We start from the raw sequence: 17,419 nt of genomic DNA, 5'->3' as shown, positions 1-17,419 counted from the left end.
GGGATAAACGGGAGCACCTCGCACACTGCGTTTCACCGCTGAAACAATCCGGAAGGCATGCCCGGCCTGGGGCTTCGCCGTCGAACGCGGTATGCCGTGCGAGAGGTGGAAGATGGACACGTTCACGGCAATGGAAGCCTTCGTCCGCGTGGTGGAGACCGGCACCTTCACCAAGGCCGCTGATGCGCTGGGCCGCCCGAAGGCGGCGGTGACCCGGCTGATCCAACAGTTGGAGGCGCATCTGCGAGTGAAGCTGCTGCACCGCACCACACGCCGCGTGACGGTCACCCCGGAAGGCATGACCTACTACCAGCAGGCCCTGCGGCTGCTGGGCGAGGTTCGGGAGCTCGAAGCCACGTTGTCCCAGTCGCGGCGCGGCCCCCGGGGGCGTCTGCGGGTGGAGTCGAGTGGGACGATCTCCCGGCTGCTGCTCATCCCCGCGCTGCCATCGTTCTACGCGCGCTATCCCCAGATACACATCGAGCTGGGCGTGAGCGACCGCGTCGTGGACCTCCTCGCGGACAACGTCGACTGCGCCATCCGCGGAGGACCGGTGAAGGACGAGTCCCTGGTGGCACGTCACCTGGGCGACCTCTGCTATTGGCTGTGCGCCTCCCCCCGCTACCTGGAGCGCCACGGCGCACCCCTGCACCCGCTGGAGCTGGCGGGTCCGGCGCACGCGGTGGTCAGCTACTTCTCGTCGCTGAGCGGCAAGGAACTCCCCTTCGTCTTCGTTCGCGAGGGCGAGCGGCTGGAGGTCCGGGGTCGAAGCCTGCTCACGCTCAACGAGACCAATGCCTACCTGGCCGCGGGACTCGCCGGCCTGGGCGTCATGTTCGCACCGCGTTTCGTCTTGGAGCCCTACCTCGCATCCGGAGAGCTGGTGCGGGTGCTGGACGGCTGGAGGCCCGAACCCCGGCCCCTCTTCCTCGTGTACCCACCCACACGGCAGTTGGGCGCCGGGGCGCGAGTCTTCATCGACTGGTTGACGGAGCTGTTCGCGAGCCGGCCCGGTCTCTGGCGCGATGACCCCTGAATCTCCGGCAGGCACGTGAGTCACGGTGCGGACGGGGCTTCGGACCGCAAGCCCTGACGCGTGCCCTCCGTCACCCGGGGATTTAACCCGGTTTAATCGAACGGAAACGCAGCGGGGCGCGACACTCCTGTCAAAAGGGCCTTGGGGGCCCCGAGGGGGAAGTGCATGTCACGCATCCAGAACAACCCGTTTACGTTCTCCACGCCGCCGTTGACCACGGGGGGCACCCAGAAGGCGCCCACACAGTATCCTCCGGGGACGCGGATCGGGCCGCGGCCCGCGCCCCCACGCGACGTCGTGCGCGACGTGTTCGAGAGCGTGGTGAGCGGGGAGGCGATGCGACGGCTGCAGGGACTCGGGAAGATGGTGACCCTGGCCCAGCAGGGCCCCTTCCCGCAGCGCCAGCCTCGGGGCGGGGCGGCCCCGCTGACCGACGCCACGGGCGTTGGCGACGTCGTCTTCAAGCAGCGCGACAATGCCCGTGAGCCCGGGGATGGCCCCGTCACGCGCCTTCAGAAGTTCCTGGAGCGGGCGGGCTATCTGGACAGGGGCGGCGCGGACTATGGCTATTTCGGCCCCCTGACGCAGGAGGCCCTCGAGGACTTCCAGACGGCTGAAGGCATCAGCCCCGCGGACGGCAAGATGAGCCCGGCCACGCTCACCGCGATGCAGCGCCCGCAGCACCCGGCGATCGAGCCCACGATGGGCCTCCTCGCGGAGACCTACGCGCCGCAGCTCGGGCGACCCATGAGCCCGCTGGAGCCGGGACGGGATGGCGCGAGGGTGCAGCAGTTCGAGCGCGGCTCGATCACCCGCATGCCGGGGGGCGAGGTGCGGGTGCAGGACCTGTCCGGCAAGGACATCGTGCCGCCGACGCCTCCAAGCACCGTCAAGACGCTGGAGGAGGCGAAGGCCCTCCACGTCGCCCAGAACTCGAAGCCCGGCCTCCGGGACTACAACGACGGCAGTGAGTATTACGGCGGCAATGACTGCGGTCCTACGTCGGTGGTCATCACGGCGACGGCGGTGGGGGCCATGGAGCACCCGGACGCGGCCGGGGCGGGCGAGGCCATCGACGCCGTGCGGGACAACATCCTCGACGTGGACTCCATCGAGTCCGTCACGATGATCGTGACCGCGGTGGCCGAGGGGGTGACGGAGGCGGGCGCGGTGGCCACGACGCTTCTCCCAGGCGATGTCGACGTGGAGGCCGTGGACGCCGCCCTCTCTCGCGGGCACCCCGTCATCCTCGGAGGCAATCCCTTCATCGGGGATGCCGAGCACCCGTCATGGGGCAAGACGGCGTACGAAGCCGGCAATTACTTCTCAAGCGAGGACTTCGGCTACCACTGGGCCGCCGTCACGGGCAAGACCGAGGAGGGCAACTACATCGTCAATGACCCGCTCTGCCCCAAGGGCCCCATCGAAGTGACGCCGGAGCAGATGGCGCAGTACGTGAGCGACTCCTGCGGCATGGTGGAGGTGAGCCCCAAGCCCGTCCCGGTGTCGTGACGTCATGGCGGACCGGACTGGCCAGGAGACGGGGCTGGCTCCAGCCTGGGCAGCCTGGTCCGCGAACTCGTCCCCGATACCTTGGCCCGCGCTATCCGAGCGCCGCCTTCCGGTCCGGCTTGCGCTGGAACCTGTGGAGCACGAAGCCCACCGCGAGCGCGATGGCCCCGGCGATGAGGTTCTTCCGCTCCGCGCTCATCGCGAAGACGACACACAATGCGGCGGCGGCGAGGGGAATCACGGGCCCGCCAGGGATGCGGAACGCGTTCGCGGGCGCCTGGAGCTTGCGGCGCAGCACGGGCACCGCCAGGGCCGTGCCGAAGTACGTGGCGAGCCGGGCCACCACGGAGAGCGTGGCGAGCACCTCGAACGAGCCGGAGAACGCCAGGGGCAGCGCGATGGCCGTCTGCGTGAGGATGGCGACCGTCGGCGTGCGGTAGCGGGGATGCAACGTGGCGAGCGCGGCGGGGCCAAAGCCATCCTGCGCCAGCGCGTACAGGTAGCGCGGCCCGGCGAGCACGGTGTTGCTGTTGGTCCCCAGGATGGACAGCACCCCGCCCACCGTCATGAGGAGCCCACCCCAGCCCCCGAGGAACCGCGCGGCGGCGTTGGCGAGCGGCGTCTGCGCGTCCGCGACCCCAGGCAGCGTGCCCAGCGCCACCCACTGCACCGCCGTGTAGATGAGCGTGACGACGCCTATCTGCACGATGAGCGCGAAGGGCACGTCGCGGCGTGGGTTCTTGAACTCACCCGCCGGAGCCGCCGTGTTCTCGAAGCCGGCATAGGCGAACAGCAGCAGCAGCACTGCGGACCCCAGGTTGCCTCCGTCCCTGGGAGCCACCGACGTCGCCAGCGGAACGGACACGAAGAAGAGGCCCACGGCGATGAACACCAGCAGTGGCACCGTCTTGGTGACGGCGAGGAACACCGCGGTGCGGGCGCCGCCCTTCACGCCCACGACGTTGATGGCGGTGAGCGCGAGCAGGGGCACGGCGATGGCCAACCCCTGGCCGATGCCCGAGTTCGCCGCGGGCCACAGGAAGCCCAGCGCGCGGGAGAAGCCGACGGACAACGAGGCCACGGACGAGACGCGCGCCAGCCACGTCATCCAGCCGACCTGGAACCCCACCCGTTCACCAAAGGCTTCACGCGTGTAGAGATAGGCGCTGCCGGGCGTGTCGAAGTAGCTGGCCGCCTCCGCGAAGCAGAGCACGAGCAGCAGCACCGCCAGCCCCGCGAGCACGACGGCGCCAGTGCTGGCCGAGCCCAGGTTCGCGGCGGCCGCCGCGGGCAGCAGGTAGACCCCGCTGCCGATGACGTCGTTGATGGAGAACCCGACGATTTCCCAGCGCGATACCGCGCGCCGCATGCCTGGCTCATGAAGAGGCGAAGGGGTTCCGGTGGTCATGGATGGACGGGGAGGGGAACCCACTGGAGCACAGATGCCGCGAATCCGCGAATTCGTGAGAAGTCGCGGTCCGTTCACTCCACCCGGGCCTTCGCTCAGTGGCGCAGCAGCCAGGTCGCCAGCGGCTGCCAGGCCAGCGCCGGCGCGTCGGTGCCGTACAGCAGGTCTCCGTGGCCGAAGTCCTCCGCGACGCGCTCCGGTCCGAACCGCCGGACGACGAGCGTCGTGACGTCGGTGGATGACACGCGCGTCGTCGAATACAGCCCGGAGTCACCGAACGCTCCCGCCGCGCCCAGGTAGAACAGCGGGACGCGGATGTTCGCGAGCTCGGGGCGCGGGGTGGTGCCACACCAGATGGCGTCCAGCTCCGCCGTCTCACGCAGCGACTGGTGCGGCGGCGCGCTGGCGAACCAGGCGCTCACGCTCTCCTCGGACGACTCCCGCAGCCCCACGGCGTCTCCCTGCTCATTCAGGACTGGCGCGCTCAGGTGATACAGAGGCGTGTACGGCGCGAACCAATACGTCATGCCCGCCAGCGTGTTCATCGTCTCGCGGTTGGTATAGGGCGGGAAGATGGGCGACGTCGCTTCCGGCGCGCTCCGGGCCAGCGAGCCCACGTCGATGAAGAAGCGGTTCTCGGAGTCGGTCACCCCCTGGGCCAGGGCCTCGCGCCCGGCCGCCGCGTTCGCGCACGCGAAGTCCCGCAGGTCCGAGTGCTCGGGCGCGAGGTCGTAGTAGGCATCCAGCACGGCGATCGCCGAGAGGTGCTGGCCCCTGGCGGCCGCATAGGCATACGTGAGCTGGCCGCCATGAGAGAAGCCAGCGAGCACGATCCGGCTCAGGCTGTGGTCGGTGATGGCGCGCTGGACACGCGCGAAAGCGAGCGCGTCCTCGATGTCCCCGAGCTCCTGGTCCACGCCCATGTCCCCCAGGTCCGAGATGTCGCCGTCGGCCTTGGGGAGCGTCCAGCGCCGGTCGACGCCCCAGGTGTCGACGCCTCGCGACGCCAGGTAGGGCGCGAGCCCCGGCGCCGACGACGCGGGTGTGCCGAGCGTGGGCACGAAGTTCGTGACGAAGTTGGCGAAGTCACCGTGGAGCAGCATCACCGCGTGTGACGTCGGGCGCGGCTGCCACGGGGTGAGTTCGCGCACGACGCGGTGGATCCGCACCACGGCGTTTGGCTTGGAGCCCACGCGAATGTCGAATTGATAGTGATAGACGTCGGCCGTGACGTGCTCACGCTTCATCGCCACGGGCGGCGGAGCAGCGACAGCGGAGGTGCATGCGACCAGGACGGCCAGCGCGAGACCAGGACGAACCATTGCGGACCCTCGATATGACTTCGACGCGGTGAACGAAGCGCAGGGGTTGGGATGCGACGCCCTGTCTCCTCAAGAGTCCCCGTCCCCGTTTTTGATGCACGGCAGGTCCGCTCCATGGTTGGGCGACACACAGTGTCTTCGCAGGTTCTCGTGAGCGGAGATGACTCTGTGTAAATAGCCGCCCTTCACCCCCGGATGAGACATGGAGCAAGACATGCGGATGAGCGCAGTGGTCGCGTTGTGCACGTTCATGGTGGTCGGCTGTGGCGTCGGAGCGGAGGGAACGCTCGAGGATGCGCCGCCGCAGGAGGCCGTCAGCGGTGAGGCCCTGGCGCCCGGCCAGGTCGAGACGATGCGGATCCCCCCGGATGAGGATGACCCGCTCTGCGGCCCCGAGGACGAGTACTACTACGAGACCACCAGCTACTCGTCGCAGCAGACCTACCTGTGGCAGTGCCAGGGCTACGCCTACCCGGGAGGCCCGTTCGTCCGCTGCAACACGTACAAGGTCTGCCAGGTGGAGGACGTCTACATGAACTACGGGCTCTGCGTGGGCGACGTCCTCTACGGATACCGGCGCCTCAAGTCGTCCACCGTGACGACCAACTGCTACAACATCAGCATCAACGCCGCGACGGGCATGTCCTGCCCGAACCCGCTCTACGGCGGCTACTGCTACTGAGCTTCCGCGACGTCCGGCTCGCGCCCGCCATCAGGGTTCAGGCGGCGCGCGAGGCCGGGGCGCATCGTCAATCGCAGTGGAGCCTCCCGGCTCACGCGGTCAGCCGTTGCAGGGCCTCCGCGAGGCGGAGGTGCCCCTGGAATGCTCCGTTGCCCTGAGGCGCCTCGCCCTTTTCAATGGCATGGGCGAAGCGCACGCCGGGGTCCGCTTCCAGCCGCTCGAAGAGGCCCTGGAGCTTCGGGTAGTCGCGGCGGTCCAGGACGTCGTGGTACCGGGTCCACCGGGCGATGCCGATGAAGTAGGCGTCCGCCAGCGTGCGGTGGTCGCCCAGAAGCCACGGCGTGTCGCGCATCAGCGCTTCGAGGTTCGCGTGCGCGGAGACCACCTTTCGGGCCCCAAGCTTGCGCAGTGCCTGCTTTTCGGCCTCCGGCAGTTCGGCGTGCTCGAGCGCGTACCAGAGCGGTGAGAAGGCGCCGAAGAAGGTGGTGTTCAGGAACGCGAGCATCTGGTTCAGCCGGTCGAAGTCCTCCGTGCCCTGGGCGAACGACAGCCCGGTGCCCACGCCGCGCGCGCCCAGATCCACGGTGAGCAAGCGCGTGGCCGAGTTGGAGGACACGCTGGGCTCCCGGCTGATCCAGCGCGCGTCGCGCAGCTTCACGCTGACCGACGTGGGGCGGGACTTCCTCGACCATGCCCGCGCCGCCTTGACGGAGGCAGAGTCCGCGGAGAACGTGGTGCGTCACCGAGGAGCGATTCGACATCGCCGTGCGCAGTCACTTCTCCCCCTTGCCCGCCCCGGGCCCGGATGACCGCCGTCATCGACTTCCTGATGGAGGGCGCCAGCGAGGCTTGAGCGTCCCCGGCACGGGCGCCTGCGCCGCTATCCGCTCAATGTGTTCACCCGTCGAGCCAGTACGAGAAGCCGTCGCTACGCATCGCAAGGTCCAGGAACTCCATGAACGAGGACGCGATGCGCTTCGCTACTGGATACGTTTCATGCCACGCATCGAACAGCGGATACGCGCCGCCTGCCTGCTGGGCCACGTCCAGGATGACGTAGTTGGTGTCCTGCATATCCACCAACGTGTACTGCGAGGCCGCTCCATACTCGTCGGTGTCCCGCCCCATGATTGCAACGCGGGCCCGACGGATCTCCGCGAGCGAGAGAATGCGGTAGATCGCGTCGGGCTCTTCCTCGAAAAGCGTTCCGCCATCGGAATACAGGTAGAAGGCGCGCAGGTCCGCATCCAGCTTCCATCCGATGCGAGCCTCGAAGGCCGCGACCTCCGCCGGAGTCGCTGGTGGACGGGGAAAGTGGAGGCGCGCGAACTCCTTCAACAGGCTGTTCATGGACATGGTGGCGCCTTAGTCTACGTAAGGCCGCTCGGGGCCTGGCGCCAGCCACTTTCCCCCAGGTGCATAGCAGGCGGGGTAGGCGCTGTTGAATTCGAGGTGTACGTCGGGCGGTACAGGAAGAATGTTGCCAGGCGCGAGCGGAGGTCCTCCATGCAGCAGGTCGTAACGGAAGCAACTGCCATGACAGGTGATGACAGCATGGCCACGGCCGCCAGGCCAAACGTTCGCTTCAGCTCATGGCTTGCGTGTCGCCCTCCGCGCCCCAGCTCAGCCGCGCGCGGGTGCCTCGCGGCTCCAGGGGTTCGATGGACAGCGTCCATCCGAAGCGTTGGGCCAACCGGTCCACCAGCGATAAGCCGATGCCGTGGCTCTCGCTCCCGGGCTCGGCGCGGCCGAAGCCAGCTCCCGTGTCGGTCAGGGTCCACGACTGGGGCTCGAGGGTGATCACGATGCGCCCTTCATCCGTGTAGGCGAGCGCGTTCTTGAGGAGGTTTCCCATCATCACCCTTGCGACGGACGCGGGGACGGGCGCGTGGACTTCGCCCGCGGACTCGATGAGGAGCGCGATGCCGTCATCGCGCCGCAGGTGCCCGTACAACGCGAGCAGCTCCCGTGAGACGCGGTGCAGGTCGCAGCGCTCCTCGGAGCGGCGCTCACGGGCCAGCCAGAGGATTCCCTCCGTCAGCAGTCCCATCTGGCTCACGGCCCTGCGCAGGCGGTCGAAGGTCTCCGCGTCTCCCGGCGGGTCGAGCTCGAGGATCTCCACCGCGCCCTGGGCCACGGCCAGGGGCGTGCGCAGCTCGTGACTCGCGTCGCGGTTGAACCGCTGCTCACGCTCCAACTGCTCCTGGATGCGCACGTCGCGGGCGATCAGCGCGTCCCGCAGTGCCCGGACCTCGTCCACGCCGCCGTCATCCTCGGGCGGCGGGGCCCCTTCGGCCCGGAGCCACTCCACCATCCGCTCCAGCGGCCGACCGAGCCGTCGAGCCACGAGAAGGGCGAGGAGCGCGGCGGCCAGCATCGCCAGCAGCGCGCTGGTGAGAATCAGCCCCGCGGTCCGCTTCAGGTGCGCCGTCGTGCTCGTCAGGTGCGTCACGTCGAACGCGAAGTACCGGCGGTCTCCTCCAGCGCCGGGCCGCACGGCGACGTGGAAGTGTCCGTGCTCCGCCGCGGGGACCTCGTACTCTCCAGGAGGGGCGTCCGGACGCAGGCGCTCCGCGAGCCAGGAGGGTAGCGCGGCGTGGCCGTCATACTGCGTGATTCCGGGCACATGACCTGACCCGGTCCGGTCCGCCTCCGCCGCCACGATGCGGCTGAAGATGACGTCCTCCAGGTCGTAGCTGAAGAGCGTGAAGAGCCCTCCCATCAGCAGCAGCGCGAACGCGGCGGACAGCCCCATGGCGCGCTGGAGCACGGCGCGCACCGACCTGCCGGACCTAGCGCGCATCCAGGCGGTACCCCTCGTTGCGCAGGGTGGTGATGGCCTCATCGAGCCCCAGCCCGGCGAGCGCCTTGCGCAGGGCATAGACGTGGGTGCGCAGCGCGCTGGACCCGGGGGCGTCGTCCCCCCAGAGCCGCTCCGCCAGCGTGTCTGCGGGGACGGCTTCGGGAGCGGCCTCCATCAACCACCGCAGGCGCAGTGACTCCGTGCGGTTGAGGCGGACGGAGCGCCCACCCCAGCGCGTCTGCCCGCTCTCCGGCTCCAGCGTGAGCCCGCCCCACGTCAGCTTCCGCCCGCTCGGAGGGACGGGCCGGCGCGCCAGCGCTTCCAGCCGCCAGCGCAGCTCCCGGAGTGAGAACGGCTTGACGAGGTAGTCGTCCGCGCCCGCCTGGAAGCCTGCTTCCTTGTCCTCGAGCGTGTCCCTGGCGGTCAGCATCAGGATGGGCACGAGCCTGGGCGCGACCTGCCGGTAGCGCTCGCACACCTCCAGGCCGCTCATGCCGGGCAGCATCACGTCCAGCACGATGACGTCGTACGGCTGGCCCAGCGCGAGCGCGAGCCCCTCGGGCCCGGTGCCCGCGAAGTCCAACAGGAAGTCCGGCTCCAGGAACCGCGCGATGTTGGCCTGGAGGTCGCGGTTGTCCTCGATGACGAGTACGCGCATGGGAGTGTCCCGGATGCTACCCGCGGTCACGTCAAACGAATGTCAGCGAGTGGGTGACGCCCGGCTGACCGCCAGCCCCCCACGCTCCACGGCCTCTCCAACGAGGAGTCCCGTGATGACGCGTTCGCTGTTCCTGGCTCTGATGCTCCTGGCCACCTCCGTGGCCCACGCCGCGAGTCCCCCGGTCCCCATGGAGGTCCGCGCGGAGGATGGGGAGCGGATTCCCGCATGGGTCCTGGAGCCGGAAGGGGAGCGGGCCCATCCGCCCGTGGCCCTCCTGCTGCACGGCCTCACCCGGAGCAAGGACGACTGGCTGTCGGAGGCGGAGCCGACCTTCGGGGGCGCCCTGATGGAGCACCTGCGGAGCGCCGGCTTTCGGGTCTACCTCATGGACGCGAGACGGCACGGCGCGCGAGCGACCCCCGACGCGCGGCCTGGAGCCCTCGCGAAGCGAGCGCACGCGGGGGACGCCGGTCCGTATCAGGCGATGATTGTCGACACCGTGCGTGATGCCCAGGCGCTCCTCAAGACAGTGCTCGCCAACGGCAAGAAGCCGCCGAGCGTGCTCGTCGCCGGCTACAGCATGGGCGCCCAGGTGGGCCTCCTGCTGGCCTCGCGCGAGCCTCGGATCACCCACCTGGTGACGATGGTGCCGCCCCATGTCGACCCCGTGCTGGGCGACGCCGCACCGGTGAACCGGGTGGGGCAGGTTCATCAGGCCTGGCTGCTGCTGACCGCGAACCGCGATCCCTTCTCCACCGAGGAGGACACCCAGAAGCTGTTCAAGGCCTCGCCCTCCAAGCACAAGACGCGCCGGGCCTTCGACAGCGGGCACGCGCTGCCACGCGAGTACCTGGACGAGGTCCGCCGCTGGTTGGAGGCGCAGCGTCTGCCATAGGTTCATGGGGGCAGGTCAACAGAGAGCAGGGAGTCCGGCACGCATGCGCATCGCAATGAGTGGCACGCACCGCGTGGGCAAGTCGACGCTCATCGAAGACCTGGGGGAGCGGCTCTCGGGATATCGGCTCGTCGACGAGCCGTACCACCTGCTCGAAGAAGAGGGGTACGAGTTCGCGTCTCCCCCGTCCCTGGAGGACTTCGTCGCGCAGCTTCGTCGCTCCCTGGAGCTGCTCGAAGAAGAGGACACGCGAAACGTCCTGTTTGATCGCTGCCCCCTCGACTTTCTCGGGTACCTCCTGACGCACGAGGACTCCGATGCGTTCGACGCCGAGGAGTGGCTGGCCCGGATCCGCTCCACGCTCCAGACCCTGGACTTCGTCGTCTTCGTCCCCATCGAGGAGCGCGATCGCATCCGCGTCCCCGCACACGAGGATTCCCAACTGCGCAGGGCGGTGGACGAGAAGCTCGCGTGGATCCTGCTCGACGATCCATTCGAGCTGGGAGTGGAGGTCCTCTCCGTCCACGGGTCTGGCGCGGCGCGGGTTTCCCAGGTCCTCGAACGCCTAGGGTCCATGGCGGGGCGTTGAAGCGTTTCAACCCGGGCAGGGCAGCAGGACGCGAATGGGGCGCGCGCTGGAGTGCCTGCGCTTCGTGCCGAGCTGTCCTTCGGTGCCGCGTCCCCAGCACCAGGCTGAGCCTTCGGTGGTGATGGCGCAGGTGAAGGCGTCTCCGGCGGCCAGCGCGACGGCCTGACCTGGGAGGCCCGATACGCTAGCGGGGGAGGAGAGCGCGCGAAGTTCGGAACCGCCGCTCTGGCCCTCCGTGTTCTCGCCCCAGCAGACGACCTCTCCCTGGGTGCGCGCGCAGGTGTGGCGGAAGCCAAACACCACCTCCTCGACAGGGTGGTCCAGCTCCTTGATCTCCACCGGCGTCCTCGCGATCGCTGGGGAAGGCGCATCCATGAGCAGGTCTCCGAAGCACCAGAGCGAGCCATCCTTCTTCCAGGCGCAGGTCTTCTGGTAGCCCGCCGCCACGCGCACCACCTCGCTCATCCCGGGGATGGGGGTGGGCCCGGTTCGGGTGCGGACCTCGCCCAATCCCAGTGCGCCGTACTCGCTGCGTCCCCAGCACCACAAGGAACCGTCGCGCAGGGCCGCGCACGCGTGGCTCATCCCCGCGGCGACGGAGACCACCTCTCGCGGGAGCGCGGAGACCCGGACCGGTCCCGCGTGGGGTGTGTCATCTCCCGTGCCGAGCTGCCCGCTCTCATTGGCGCCCCAGCACCACAGCGCTCCATCCCGCCGGAGCGCACAGGTGAAGCCGCCGCCCCTGGCCACCTGGACGACCCCTGGCGCGGACTCCTTCCAACGGTTCGCGAAGAGCCCCTCGGAGCTGGGTGGAGGGGGCCCGAGCAGGCTCCAGCACGCCAGGGCGCCATCGGTCAGCCTGGCGCACTGGGCTCCTTCCAGTCCCGTGGCGCCCTCCAGGCGCTGGACGCGCACGGGATGTCCGCCCGGCGCTCCGTAGGATGTTTCGGAGGCGTCGAGGTTGCCTCCCGCGCAGTACACCGCTCCGGTGCGGGTGCTCACGCACGCGATGCCGTGTTCCATGCCCAGCTCGATGGCACTCCCAGCCAGCAGCGGCAGCGGTGACGGCCGACGTGTGTCCTGGCCGTCCTCCCCGGCGCCGTGAGCTCCAGGCGGGTTGACGCCCCAGCACCAGGGCGTGCCGTCGCGAAGGAGCGCACAGGCCGCATTGCCTCCCGCGGCGATCCGGGCCACGCAGCGCCCCTCCCGCACGGGCTCCTTCGTGGCGGGCAGCCCCAGGCGGTGCTTCAGGTGGCCGCTCCGCATGCGAGGAACGCCAGCGCTGTCCACGAGCTCCACCCACAGCTCCACCTGTCGAGGCGTCTCCAGGAGCGTCCACAGCTCCGCGTCCCTGGAGCGCTCCGTCGGCATGCCGACGACATGCTTCAAGGAGAACCGCTCCCGGAGCGTCTCACCCGGCGCGAGGTTCACCGGCCCATGGGGATGGAGATCGGCGACATCGATCAGGCCAGCGATGGGATGGCTGTAGACGCGCCCGTTGGCGGTGCGCACGTGAAGCAGGGTGAAGGCCGTCCAGCGCACGGTGCCGCAGGCCTCGACGGGGAGCTGCTGGGGCGCGGAGGTCGTGTTGTGTGCCAGGACCTCGAGCTCCACCTCGGTGGGCAGCGGCCCGCTGCTCGGGACGAGGGTCAGGCCGAGCCGCACTCCCCGCACCGGTTTCCCCCACGACACCTCCTCCGCCAGGGCGGAGCTGGCGAACAACAGGAGCAGGGTTCCCAGCAGGCAGCGCACGCTTGATGTCGGCACGGAAAAAACCTCTCGACGGTTCGCGCGTATGAACGGGCGTGGGAGCCCCAGGATCTAGAGGATCGGTCATGAGACGCAGGTGGATTCCGGCGGGTGTCACCACGATGGCCGTGCTCCTCCAGGGGCTGGGCCTGTCGGGCTGCTGCCCGGGGCCACGCCAGTTCAGCGCGGGGCTTCAGTCCTTCGCGAAGGCGCGGGTGGCCAACCGCATCCTCGCGGTCCTCCGCCTGAATCGGACGTTGATTGCCTTTCCTCCAGCGGAGGATCAGGGGACGCGGGACGCCAGTGGGAGCGTGTCGGTCATCGAGACATCGCTGGAGCTGGAGTTCCCGTCCGAGCCGGAGCGTCAGGAAGGGCTGCGCGTGGCCGGGCTCCAGATCCGGAATGGCGAGGGGTGGGTGGTGAGCCGGCAGTCGGCCGGTCAGGAGCACGTCGTGCGGACACAGACCCTGCGCTCCCGGCTCGAGCTCAAGGACCGGGAGGGCCAGCCGCTGCCGCCGGGGGAGTACACGGTGGAAGCCCTGCTCTTCAGCGAGCCGGACGGAGAGCCCACCGTGGTCCAGGCCCGCTTCCGGCTCGCCCCTTGCGCCTTCCTCTGAAGTCAGGGGCCGCTAGATGGAGCCTGCCCGCAGCACCGTGCTCACGTACGAGAGCGCCAGGCCCTGCCGGTCACCGACCCGCCTCCCGAGAAGGCTCACCACCGTCGCGGAGGTGTTCCAGCGGCTGAGCAGCGTGTACTCCTGGGTGTCCCAGTACGCGTCCTCGGCATCCGTGGCGGCCTGATCGTTCAACAGGGCCGGGGATGGGGCATCGTGCGGCCGCTGCTCCTGGACCGCCTGGACGGCTTCCGCGACGAAGGCGAGGCTGGCGAGCACGCTCAACACGGCCCGCTGATAGGCGGCCTCCTTCGCCGAGTCCCGGGCTTCAGACGGATCGCCGTACTTCGTCTGAAGCATGCTCGCGACGCCGTGGTGGGCCTCGCGAAGATCTCCAGCGGCGCCGAGGGAGAGGGTCACCGTCGCGAGCTTCTCCTGGGCGAAGAAGAAGCGGACCGTCGCGGGCATGCCCCAGTGCTCCGTCTGGAGCTCCAGCCCGCCGCCATCCACGACGACAGCCTCCGGGTAGTGTGCCCGCACCTCATCGGGGCTCATGCTCCAGTGGGTGTCCTCGAAGCCGGTCGCGGCGCCGAGGAGGTTGCGCAGGTGGGCCGCACGGATGGCTTCGCGCCGCTCCAGCCGTTGCGCGTGCCGCGAATTCTCACAGCCGAAAGCCAGCAGGCACAGCGGAAGGAGGGCGACGATCGTCCTGCGCATGGGGAGCCTCTCGGTGGAATGGACCGCCTGACGTGCAGCCGGGCGATTTATTCAATGGGGCGACGTAGGTGTGCCGCGCACCCGGGACGCCGGAGACGCGAAGCAGAAAACGAATGTCATGCGAAAAATAGGTCACTTGACCTATATCCGGGGCGGGTCATGAAAGGGAGTCGCCATGGAGTCCGAGGGTCCTGTCGTGCTGGTGGGGGGCTATGGGGTGGTGGGGGCGCAGCTCGCCGCGTTGCTGAGGTCGCGTTACCCGGACCTGCCGCTGGTCATCGCGGGACGCCGGGAGGCGCCCGCTCGGGAGCTGGCCGCGCGGCTGGGGCGGGCGGAGGGCGTCGCGCTGGATGTCCGCTCTCCGCGGGCGCTGGCGGCGCTGGGGAGGAAGCCCCGGGCCGTGCTGTCCCTGGTGAATGATCCGGAGGACACGCTGCTGCTGGCGGCGTCGCACGCAGGGGTCCCCGTGCTGGACATCACCCGGTGGACGTCCCGGTTGAAGGCCACGGTGCTGCGGCTCTCAGGGGCGACGCCGGGCGCGCCGGTGTTGCTCGGATCCGCGTGGATGGCGGGGCTGGTTCCCCGGCTCGTGGCGATGGCCGCGCGGAAGGTGGGGCGCCTGGAGCGGGTGGAGGTGGCCATCCGCTTCGCGCTCGCGGATCAGGCGGGGCCGGACTCATTGGAATACATGGACCGGCTGGGCCTGTCCTTCGAGGTCATGGAGGACGGACAGGAGCGACACGTGCTGCCGCTGACGGACGGCCGGCGGGTGAGGTTCTCCGACGGACGCGACACCCAGGTCTTCCGGCTCGACACGCCCGAACAGGCGACGCTGCCCCGCGTACTGGGCGCGCGGACGGTGACGACGCGGCTGGGCTTCGACTCGGGCTTCGCGACCTGGACGCTCGTCGCACTCCAGCGGCTGGGGATCCTGCGGCTGCTCCAGCACCCCCGCTGGACGTCGCTGCGCCGGGCGCTGCTCACCGGCAGCAACACGGGGGGCGAAGCCGCGTGGGTGGCGGACGTGGAGGGGGAGCGAGGACAGGTCCGCGTGGAGGTCGTGGATCCCCGGGGACAGGCCCACCTCACCGCCGTGGGAGCATTGCTGGGCACCGAGCGGCTGCTGGGACTGGACGGCGCGCCGCCGCCATCCCCGGGCGTGTGGTTCCCGGAGCATGAGTCCCGGCCCGAGGAGACGTTGGCCACCCTGCGCGCCTGCGGTGTCGAGGTCCGGATCGACGAGCGTCCGGCGCGTGAGGCGGCGTGATGGCCCGCCGCACGAGCAAGAAGGTCCCCGGGACGCTTCCCTCGCCAAACCCCCGGAAGGGGACCGCGGTGCATGCCAAGGGGACCGAGCGCGTGGAGCGCATCCTCGACGCGACCATGGAGGTCCTGGCGGGGGACGGCTACGCGGGCCTCAGCCTGCGCGTCGTGGCCCAGCGCGCGGGGCTGAGCCTGGGGAACCTCCAGTACTACTTCCCCACCAAGCAGGACGTGGTGCGGGCACTGCTGGCGCGCTACCTGGAGCAGGCCCTCCAGCGGGTCCGCGAGCGGATGGCGGGTGGAGGCAGCGAACCAGAGCAGCGGCTCTGGCTGGCCGTGGACGCCGTCCTGGAGGATCAGGACTCACCGCACGCATGCCAGTTCTTCGCGGAGCTGTGGGCGATGGCCGCGCGGGACGCCATGGTCGCCGACGCGCTCACGGTCTTCTACGCCGGCTATCGCGCTGGCGTCGTGGAGCTGCTGCGGGAGCTGGCTCCCGACCTCACCCCGGCGCGCAGGGAGCGCAGAGCGGCCCTGCTGGTCGCCTTCTTCGAAGGATTGTCCCTCTTCCGGGGCGCCGGGAACCTCCGCGGCGCATCGGTGCCAGGGCTGGAGCAGGAGCTGCGCGTGCTGCTGGAGCAGGTGCTGCTTCCAGGCTCAGAATGACGGCAGGTCGGACGCCAGATGTGACGACAGCCCGCCGTCCATCACCAGGGCGCTCCCGTTGACGTAGCCGCCAGCGGGCCCCACGAGGAACGCCACCAGCCCCGCGACTTCCTCGGGCGTCCCGAAGCGCTTCGCGGGGATCCGCTCCTGCAAGCGCTGGCGGGAGGAGGAGGGGGCCTTCGCCAGCATCTCCGTCTCGATGTAGCCAGGGCAGACCGCGTTGCAGGTGATGCCGTACGCTCCCCACTCCGCGGCGATGGCCTTCGAGTAGCCCACGAGCGCGTGCTTCGTGGCGGCGTAGGTGGACGACTGGGCGCCACCAAAGAGGCCCATGATGGACGCGACGTTCACGATGCGCCCATGGCCTTCCGCCTTCATCCGCGGCAGCGCCCACTGACACAGGTTGCGCACGCCCTCCACGTTCACGCCGAACAGCAGATTCCACTCGGCGACGCTCACCTCGTCCGCGCGATGAAACGGCCCGCCCAGGCCCGCGTTGTTCACCAGCACCTGGGGCACGCCCACCTTCGCTTCGAGCCGGCCGAGCGCGGACTCCACCTCGTCCCGGTTCGCCACGTCGCAGGCCAGCGGCCACGCACGGCCCCCGGCCGCGCTCAGTTGGTCCTGGAGCCGCTCCAGCGCGCCAGCATCGCGGGACACCAGGACCACCTCGAACCCGTTCCGGGACAGCAGGGTGGCGATGGCCGATCCAATCCCCCGGCTGGCCCCGGTGACGACAGCGACAGGTGCCTTCGGCTGCGTCTGCATCAGAGGACTCCCTGCGGCGGGACGAGTCGCATCTCGTCGATCCGCACGTTCGGAGGTTTGATCGCGATCTCCCAGATGCACTGGGCCACGTCCTCCACGGCGAGCATGTCGGCCGGACTGAACTCCGGCCGCGACTTCCAGAACGCGGTGTAGACGGCACCGAGCGACAGCAGCGTGGCGCGGATGCCGAACGCCTTGCCCTCCTCGTTCAGCACGCCGGTCAGCCCCCGGACGCCATGCTTCGTCGCGGCGTAGGCCCCGTTCATGGGCAGCGTGAGGTGGTCGCTCACGGACCCGATGTGGATGATCCGCCCGCCGCCCCGGGGCTTCATCCGCCGGAAGGCCTCGCGCGCGCACAGGAACGTGCCCGTCAGGTTCACGTCGAGCGTCCGCTGCCAGTCCTCGAGCGACGTCTCGTGGAGCGGCGTGAAGACCCCGACGCCCGCGCAGTTGACCATGACCTCGACGGGACCCGTCTCCGCCTCCGCCCGCTTGAACAGCGCCATCACGGAGTCCTCGCGCGTGACATCCACGTGCAGGCAGTCCGCTGTCTCCGTCGTCACGTCACTCGCGGCGCACACCACGCGCAGGCCCTCCGCGCGCAGCTTGTGGACGACGGCGCGGCCGATGTCGCCCGTCCCTCCGATGACGATGACGTTCCGAGTGCTCAAGCGCGTTGCCTTTCCCCGTGTGCATCCTCGCGAGGCGCATGGGCAGGCTAGTCCATGGAATGC

General features: G+C 69.6%; 19 protein-coding genes. 9 read left to right on the top strand and 10 right to left on the bottom strand.

Annotation, left to right across the window (positions count from 1 at the left end):
- The first annotated feature begins 130 nt into the window (after positions 1–130).
- Together K8612_RS16230 and K8612_RS16225 are read left to right on the top strand one after the other, a co-directional pair.
- Positions 131–1,036: a LysR family transcriptional regulator gene (locus tag K8612_RS16230; protein WP_255671736.1), complete on the top strand. Its 906-nt coding sequence runs from the start codon at positions 131–133 to the stop codon at positions 1,034–1,036.
- 165 nt (positions 1,037–1,201) lie between these two features.
- Positions 1,202–2,548, top strand: coding sequence for a peptidoglycan-binding protein (locus K8612_RS16225; RefSeq protein ID WP_223762910.1), 1,347 nt, complete (start codon positions 1,202–1,204; stop codon positions 2,546–2,548).
- Between the two features lie 91 nt (positions 2,549–2,639).
- On the opposite strand, the gene K8612_RS16220 is transcribed toward K8612_RS16225, so the two are convergent.
- Positions 2,640–3,917, bottom strand: coding sequence for an APC family permease (locus K8612_RS16220; RefSeq protein WP_223762909.1), 1,278 nt, complete (start codon positions 3,915–3,917; stop codon positions 2,640–2,642).
- A gap of 134 nt (positions 3,918–4,051) precedes the next feature.
- The gene (locus K8612_RS16215) at positions 4,052–5,278 is read right to left on the bottom strand and encodes a hypothetical protein (protein WP_223762908.1); all 1,227 of its coding nucleotides are present in this window, start codon (positions 5,276–5,278) and stop codon (positions 4,052–4,054) included.
- Between the two features lie 220 nt (positions 5,279–5,498).
- Here K8612_RS16215 and K8612_RS16210 point away from each other — a divergent pair, with 220 nt between their 5' ends.
- On the top strand, positions 5,499–5,960 hold the full coding sequence (locus K8612_RS16210; protein WP_223762907.1) for a hypothetical protein: 462 nt from the start codon (positions 5,499–5,501) through the stop codon (positions 5,958–5,960).
- 91 nt (positions 5,961–6,051) lie between these two features.
- Here K8612_RS16210 and K8612_RS16205 read toward each other — a convergent pair whose 3' ends face one another.
- Positions 6,052–6,618, bottom strand: coding sequence for a glutathione binding-like protein (locus tag K8612_RS16205; RefSeq protein WP_223762906.1), 567 nt, complete (start codon positions 6,616–6,618; stop codon positions 6,052–6,054).
- On the opposite strand from K8612_RS16205, the gene K8612_RS16200 reads away from it, so the two are divergent.
- Positions 6,515–6,769, top strand: coding sequence for a LysR family transcriptional regulator (locus K8612_RS16200; protein WP_223762905.1), 255 nt, complete (start codon positions 6,515–6,517; stop codon positions 6,767–6,769). The two genes, K8612_RS16205 and K8612_RS16200, sit on opposite strands and share 104 nt — an antisense overlap.
- Positions 6,770–6,857: 88 nt before the next feature.
- On the opposite strand, the gene K8612_RS16195 is transcribed toward K8612_RS16200, so the two are convergent.
- The 3 genes from K8612_RS16195 to K8612_RS16185 all read right to left on the bottom strand — a co-directional run bounded on the left by K8612_RS16195 (position 6,858) and on the right by K8612_RS16185 (position 9,421).
- Positions 6,858–7,316 carry an SMI1/KNR4 family protein gene (locus K8612_RS16195; RefSeq protein ID WP_223762904.1) on the bottom strand — a complete coding sequence of 153 codons (459 nt, stop codon included), beginning with the start codon at positions 7,314–7,316 and terminating at the stop codon, positions 6,858–6,860.
- 229 nt (positions 7,317–7,545) lie between these two features.
- Entirely contained in the window at positions 7,546–8,763 is a 1,218-nt protein-coding gene (locus K8612_RS16190; protein WP_223762903.1) for a HAMP domain-containing sensor histidine kinase, read from the bottom strand.
- Entirely contained in the window at positions 8,753–9,421 is a 669-nt protein-coding gene (locus tag K8612_RS16185; RefSeq protein WP_223738083.1) for a response regulator transcription factor, read from the bottom strand. The genes K8612_RS16190 and K8612_RS16185 overlap by 11 nt, the downstream gene beginning before the upstream one ends.
- Positions 9,422–9,536: 115 nt before the next feature.
- On the opposite strand from K8612_RS16185, the gene K8612_RS16180 reads away from it, so the two are divergent.
- Together K8612_RS16180 and K8612_RS16175 are read left to right on the top strand one after the other, a co-directional pair.
- Positions 9,537–10,319, top strand: a complete 783-nt coding sequence (locus K8612_RS16180; RefSeq protein WP_223762902.1) for an alpha/beta hydrolase — start codon at positions 9,537–9,539, stop codon at positions 10,317–10,319.
- A gap of 43 nt (positions 10,320–10,362) precedes the next feature.
- Positions 10,363–10,908, top strand: a complete 546-nt coding sequence (locus K8612_RS16175) for an AAA family ATPase (RefSeq protein ID WP_223738085.1) — start codon at positions 10,363–10,365, stop codon at positions 10,906–10,908.
- 6 nt (positions 10,909–10,914) lie between these two features.
- Here K8612_RS16175 and K8612_RS39560 read toward each other — a convergent pair whose 3' ends face one another.
- The gene (locus K8612_RS39560; RefSeq protein WP_223762901.1) at positions 10,915–12,675 is read right to left on the bottom strand and encodes an RCC1 domain-containing protein; all 1,761 of its coding nucleotides are present in this window, start codon (positions 12,673–12,675) and stop codon (positions 10,915–10,917) included.
- 68 nt (positions 12,676–12,743) lie between these two features.
- On the opposite strand from K8612_RS39560, the gene K8612_RS16165 reads away from it, so the two are divergent.
- Complete coding sequence (locus K8612_RS16165) at positions 12,744–13,274, top strand: hypothetical protein (protein ID WP_223762900.1); 531 nt, start codon at positions 12,744–12,746, stop codon at positions 13,272–13,274.
- Between the two features lie 12 nt (positions 13,275–13,286).
- On the opposite strand, the gene K8612_RS16160 is transcribed toward K8612_RS16165, so the two are convergent.
- The gene (locus K8612_RS16160; protein WP_223762899.1) at positions 13,287–13,988 is read right to left on the bottom strand and encodes a hypothetical protein; all 702 of its coding nucleotides are present in this window, start codon (positions 13,986–13,988) and stop codon (positions 13,287–13,289) included.
- A gap of 175 nt (positions 13,989–14,163) precedes the next feature.
- Here K8612_RS16160 and K8612_RS16155 point away from each other — a divergent pair, with 175 nt between their 5' ends.
- Together K8612_RS16155 and K8612_RS16150 are read left to right on the top strand one after the other, a co-directional pair.
- Positions 14,164–15,255 carry a saccharopine dehydrogenase family protein gene (locus K8612_RS16155; protein WP_223762898.1) on the top strand — a complete coding sequence of 364 codons (1,092 nt, stop codon included), beginning with the start codon at positions 14,164–14,166 and terminating at the stop codon, positions 15,253–15,255.
- 68 nt (positions 15,256–15,323) lie between these two features.
- Positions 15,324–15,917, top strand: coding sequence for a TetR/AcrR family transcriptional regulator (locus K8612_RS16150; protein ID WP_223762897.1), 594 nt, complete (start codon positions 15,324–15,326; stop codon positions 15,915–15,917).
- On the opposite strand, the gene K8612_RS16145 is transcribed toward K8612_RS16150, so the two are convergent.
- A complete protein-coding gene (locus tag K8612_RS16145) occupies positions 15,909–16,685 on the bottom strand; it encodes an SDR family NAD(P)-dependent oxidoreductase (protein ID WP_223762896.1) in 777 nt (258 codons plus the stop codon). The two genes, K8612_RS16150 and K8612_RS16145, sit on opposite strands and share 9 nt — an antisense overlap.
- The gene (locus K8612_RS16140) at positions 16,685–17,356 is read right to left on the bottom strand and encodes an SDR family oxidoreductase (RefSeq protein WP_223762895.1); all 672 of its coding nucleotides are present in this window, start codon (positions 17,354–17,356) and stop codon (positions 16,685–16,687) included. Before K8612_RS16140 ends, K8612_RS16145 begins: the two co-directional genes overlap by 1 nt.
- Positions 17,357–17,419 lie beyond the last annotated feature (63 nt).

The organism is Corallococcus sp. AS-1-6 (assembly GCF_020037015.1).
Lineage (GTDB): Bacteria > Myxococcota > Myxococcia > Myxococcales > Myxococcaceae > Corallococcus.
This window is presented reverse-complemented; position numbering and strand designations above follow the sequence as displayed.

What these genes read in the sequence shown, in the direction of transcription:
- K8612_RS16175 (WP_223738085.1), top strand. Translation starts at nt 10,363, where the DNA reads ATGCGCATCGCAATGAGTGGCACGCACCGCGTGGGCAAGTCGACGCTC.
- K8612_RS16220 (WP_223762909.1), bottom strand. Translation starts at nt 3,917, where the DNA reads ATGCGGCGCGCGGTATCGCGCTGGGAAATCGTCGGGTTCTCCATCAAC.
- K8612_RS16215 (WP_223762908.1), bottom strand. Translation starts at nt 5,278, where the DNA reads ATGGTTCGTCCTGGTCTCGCGCTGGCCGTCCTGGTCGCATGCACCTCC.
- K8612_RS16160 (WP_223762899.1), bottom strand. Translation starts at nt 13,988, where the DNA reads ATGCGCAGGACGATCGTCGCCCTCCTTCCGCTGTGCCTGCTGGCTTTC.
- K8612_RS16230 (WP_255671736.1), top strand. Translation starts at nt 131, where the DNA reads ATGGAAGCCTTCGTCCGCGTGGTGGAGACCGGCACCTTCACCAAGGCC.
- K8612_RS16185 (WP_223738083.1), bottom strand. Translation starts at nt 9,421, where the DNA reads ATGCGCGTACTCGTCATCGAGGACAACCGCGACCTCCAGGCCAACATC.
- K8612_RS16210 (WP_223762907.1), top strand. Translation starts at nt 5,499, where the DNA reads ATGAGCGCAGTGGTCGCGTTGTGCACGTTCATGGTGGTCGGCTGTGGC.
- K8612_RS16195 (WP_223762904.1), bottom strand. Translation starts at nt 7,316, where the DNA reads ATGTCCATGAACAGCCTGTTGAAGGAGTTCGCGCGCCTCCACTTTCCC.
- K8612_RS16165 (WP_223762900.1), top strand. Translation starts at nt 12,744, where the DNA reads ATGAGACGCAGGTGGATTCCGGCGGGTGTCACCACGATGGCCGTGCTC.
- K8612_RS16155 (WP_223762898.1), top strand. Translation starts at nt 14,164, where the DNA reads ATGGAGTCCGAGGGTCCTGTCGTGCTGGTGGGGGGCTATGGGGTGGTG.
- K8612_RS16190 (WP_223762903.1), bottom strand. Translation starts at nt 8,763, where the DNA reads ATGCGCGCTAGGTCCGGCAGGTCGGTGCGCGCCGTGCTCCAGCGCGCC.
- K8612_RS16145 (WP_223762896.1), bottom strand. Translation starts at nt 16,685, where the DNA reads ATGCAGACGCAGCCGAAGGCACCTGTCGCTGTCGTCACCGGGGCCAGC.
- K8612_RS16180 (WP_223762902.1), top strand. Translation starts at nt 9,537, where the DNA reads ATGACGCGTTCGCTGTTCCTGGCTCTGATGCTCCTGGCCACCTCCGTG.
- K8612_RS16225 (WP_223762910.1), top strand. Translation starts at nt 1,202, where the DNA reads ATGTCACGCATCCAGAACAACCCGTTTACGTTCTCCACGCCGCCGTTG.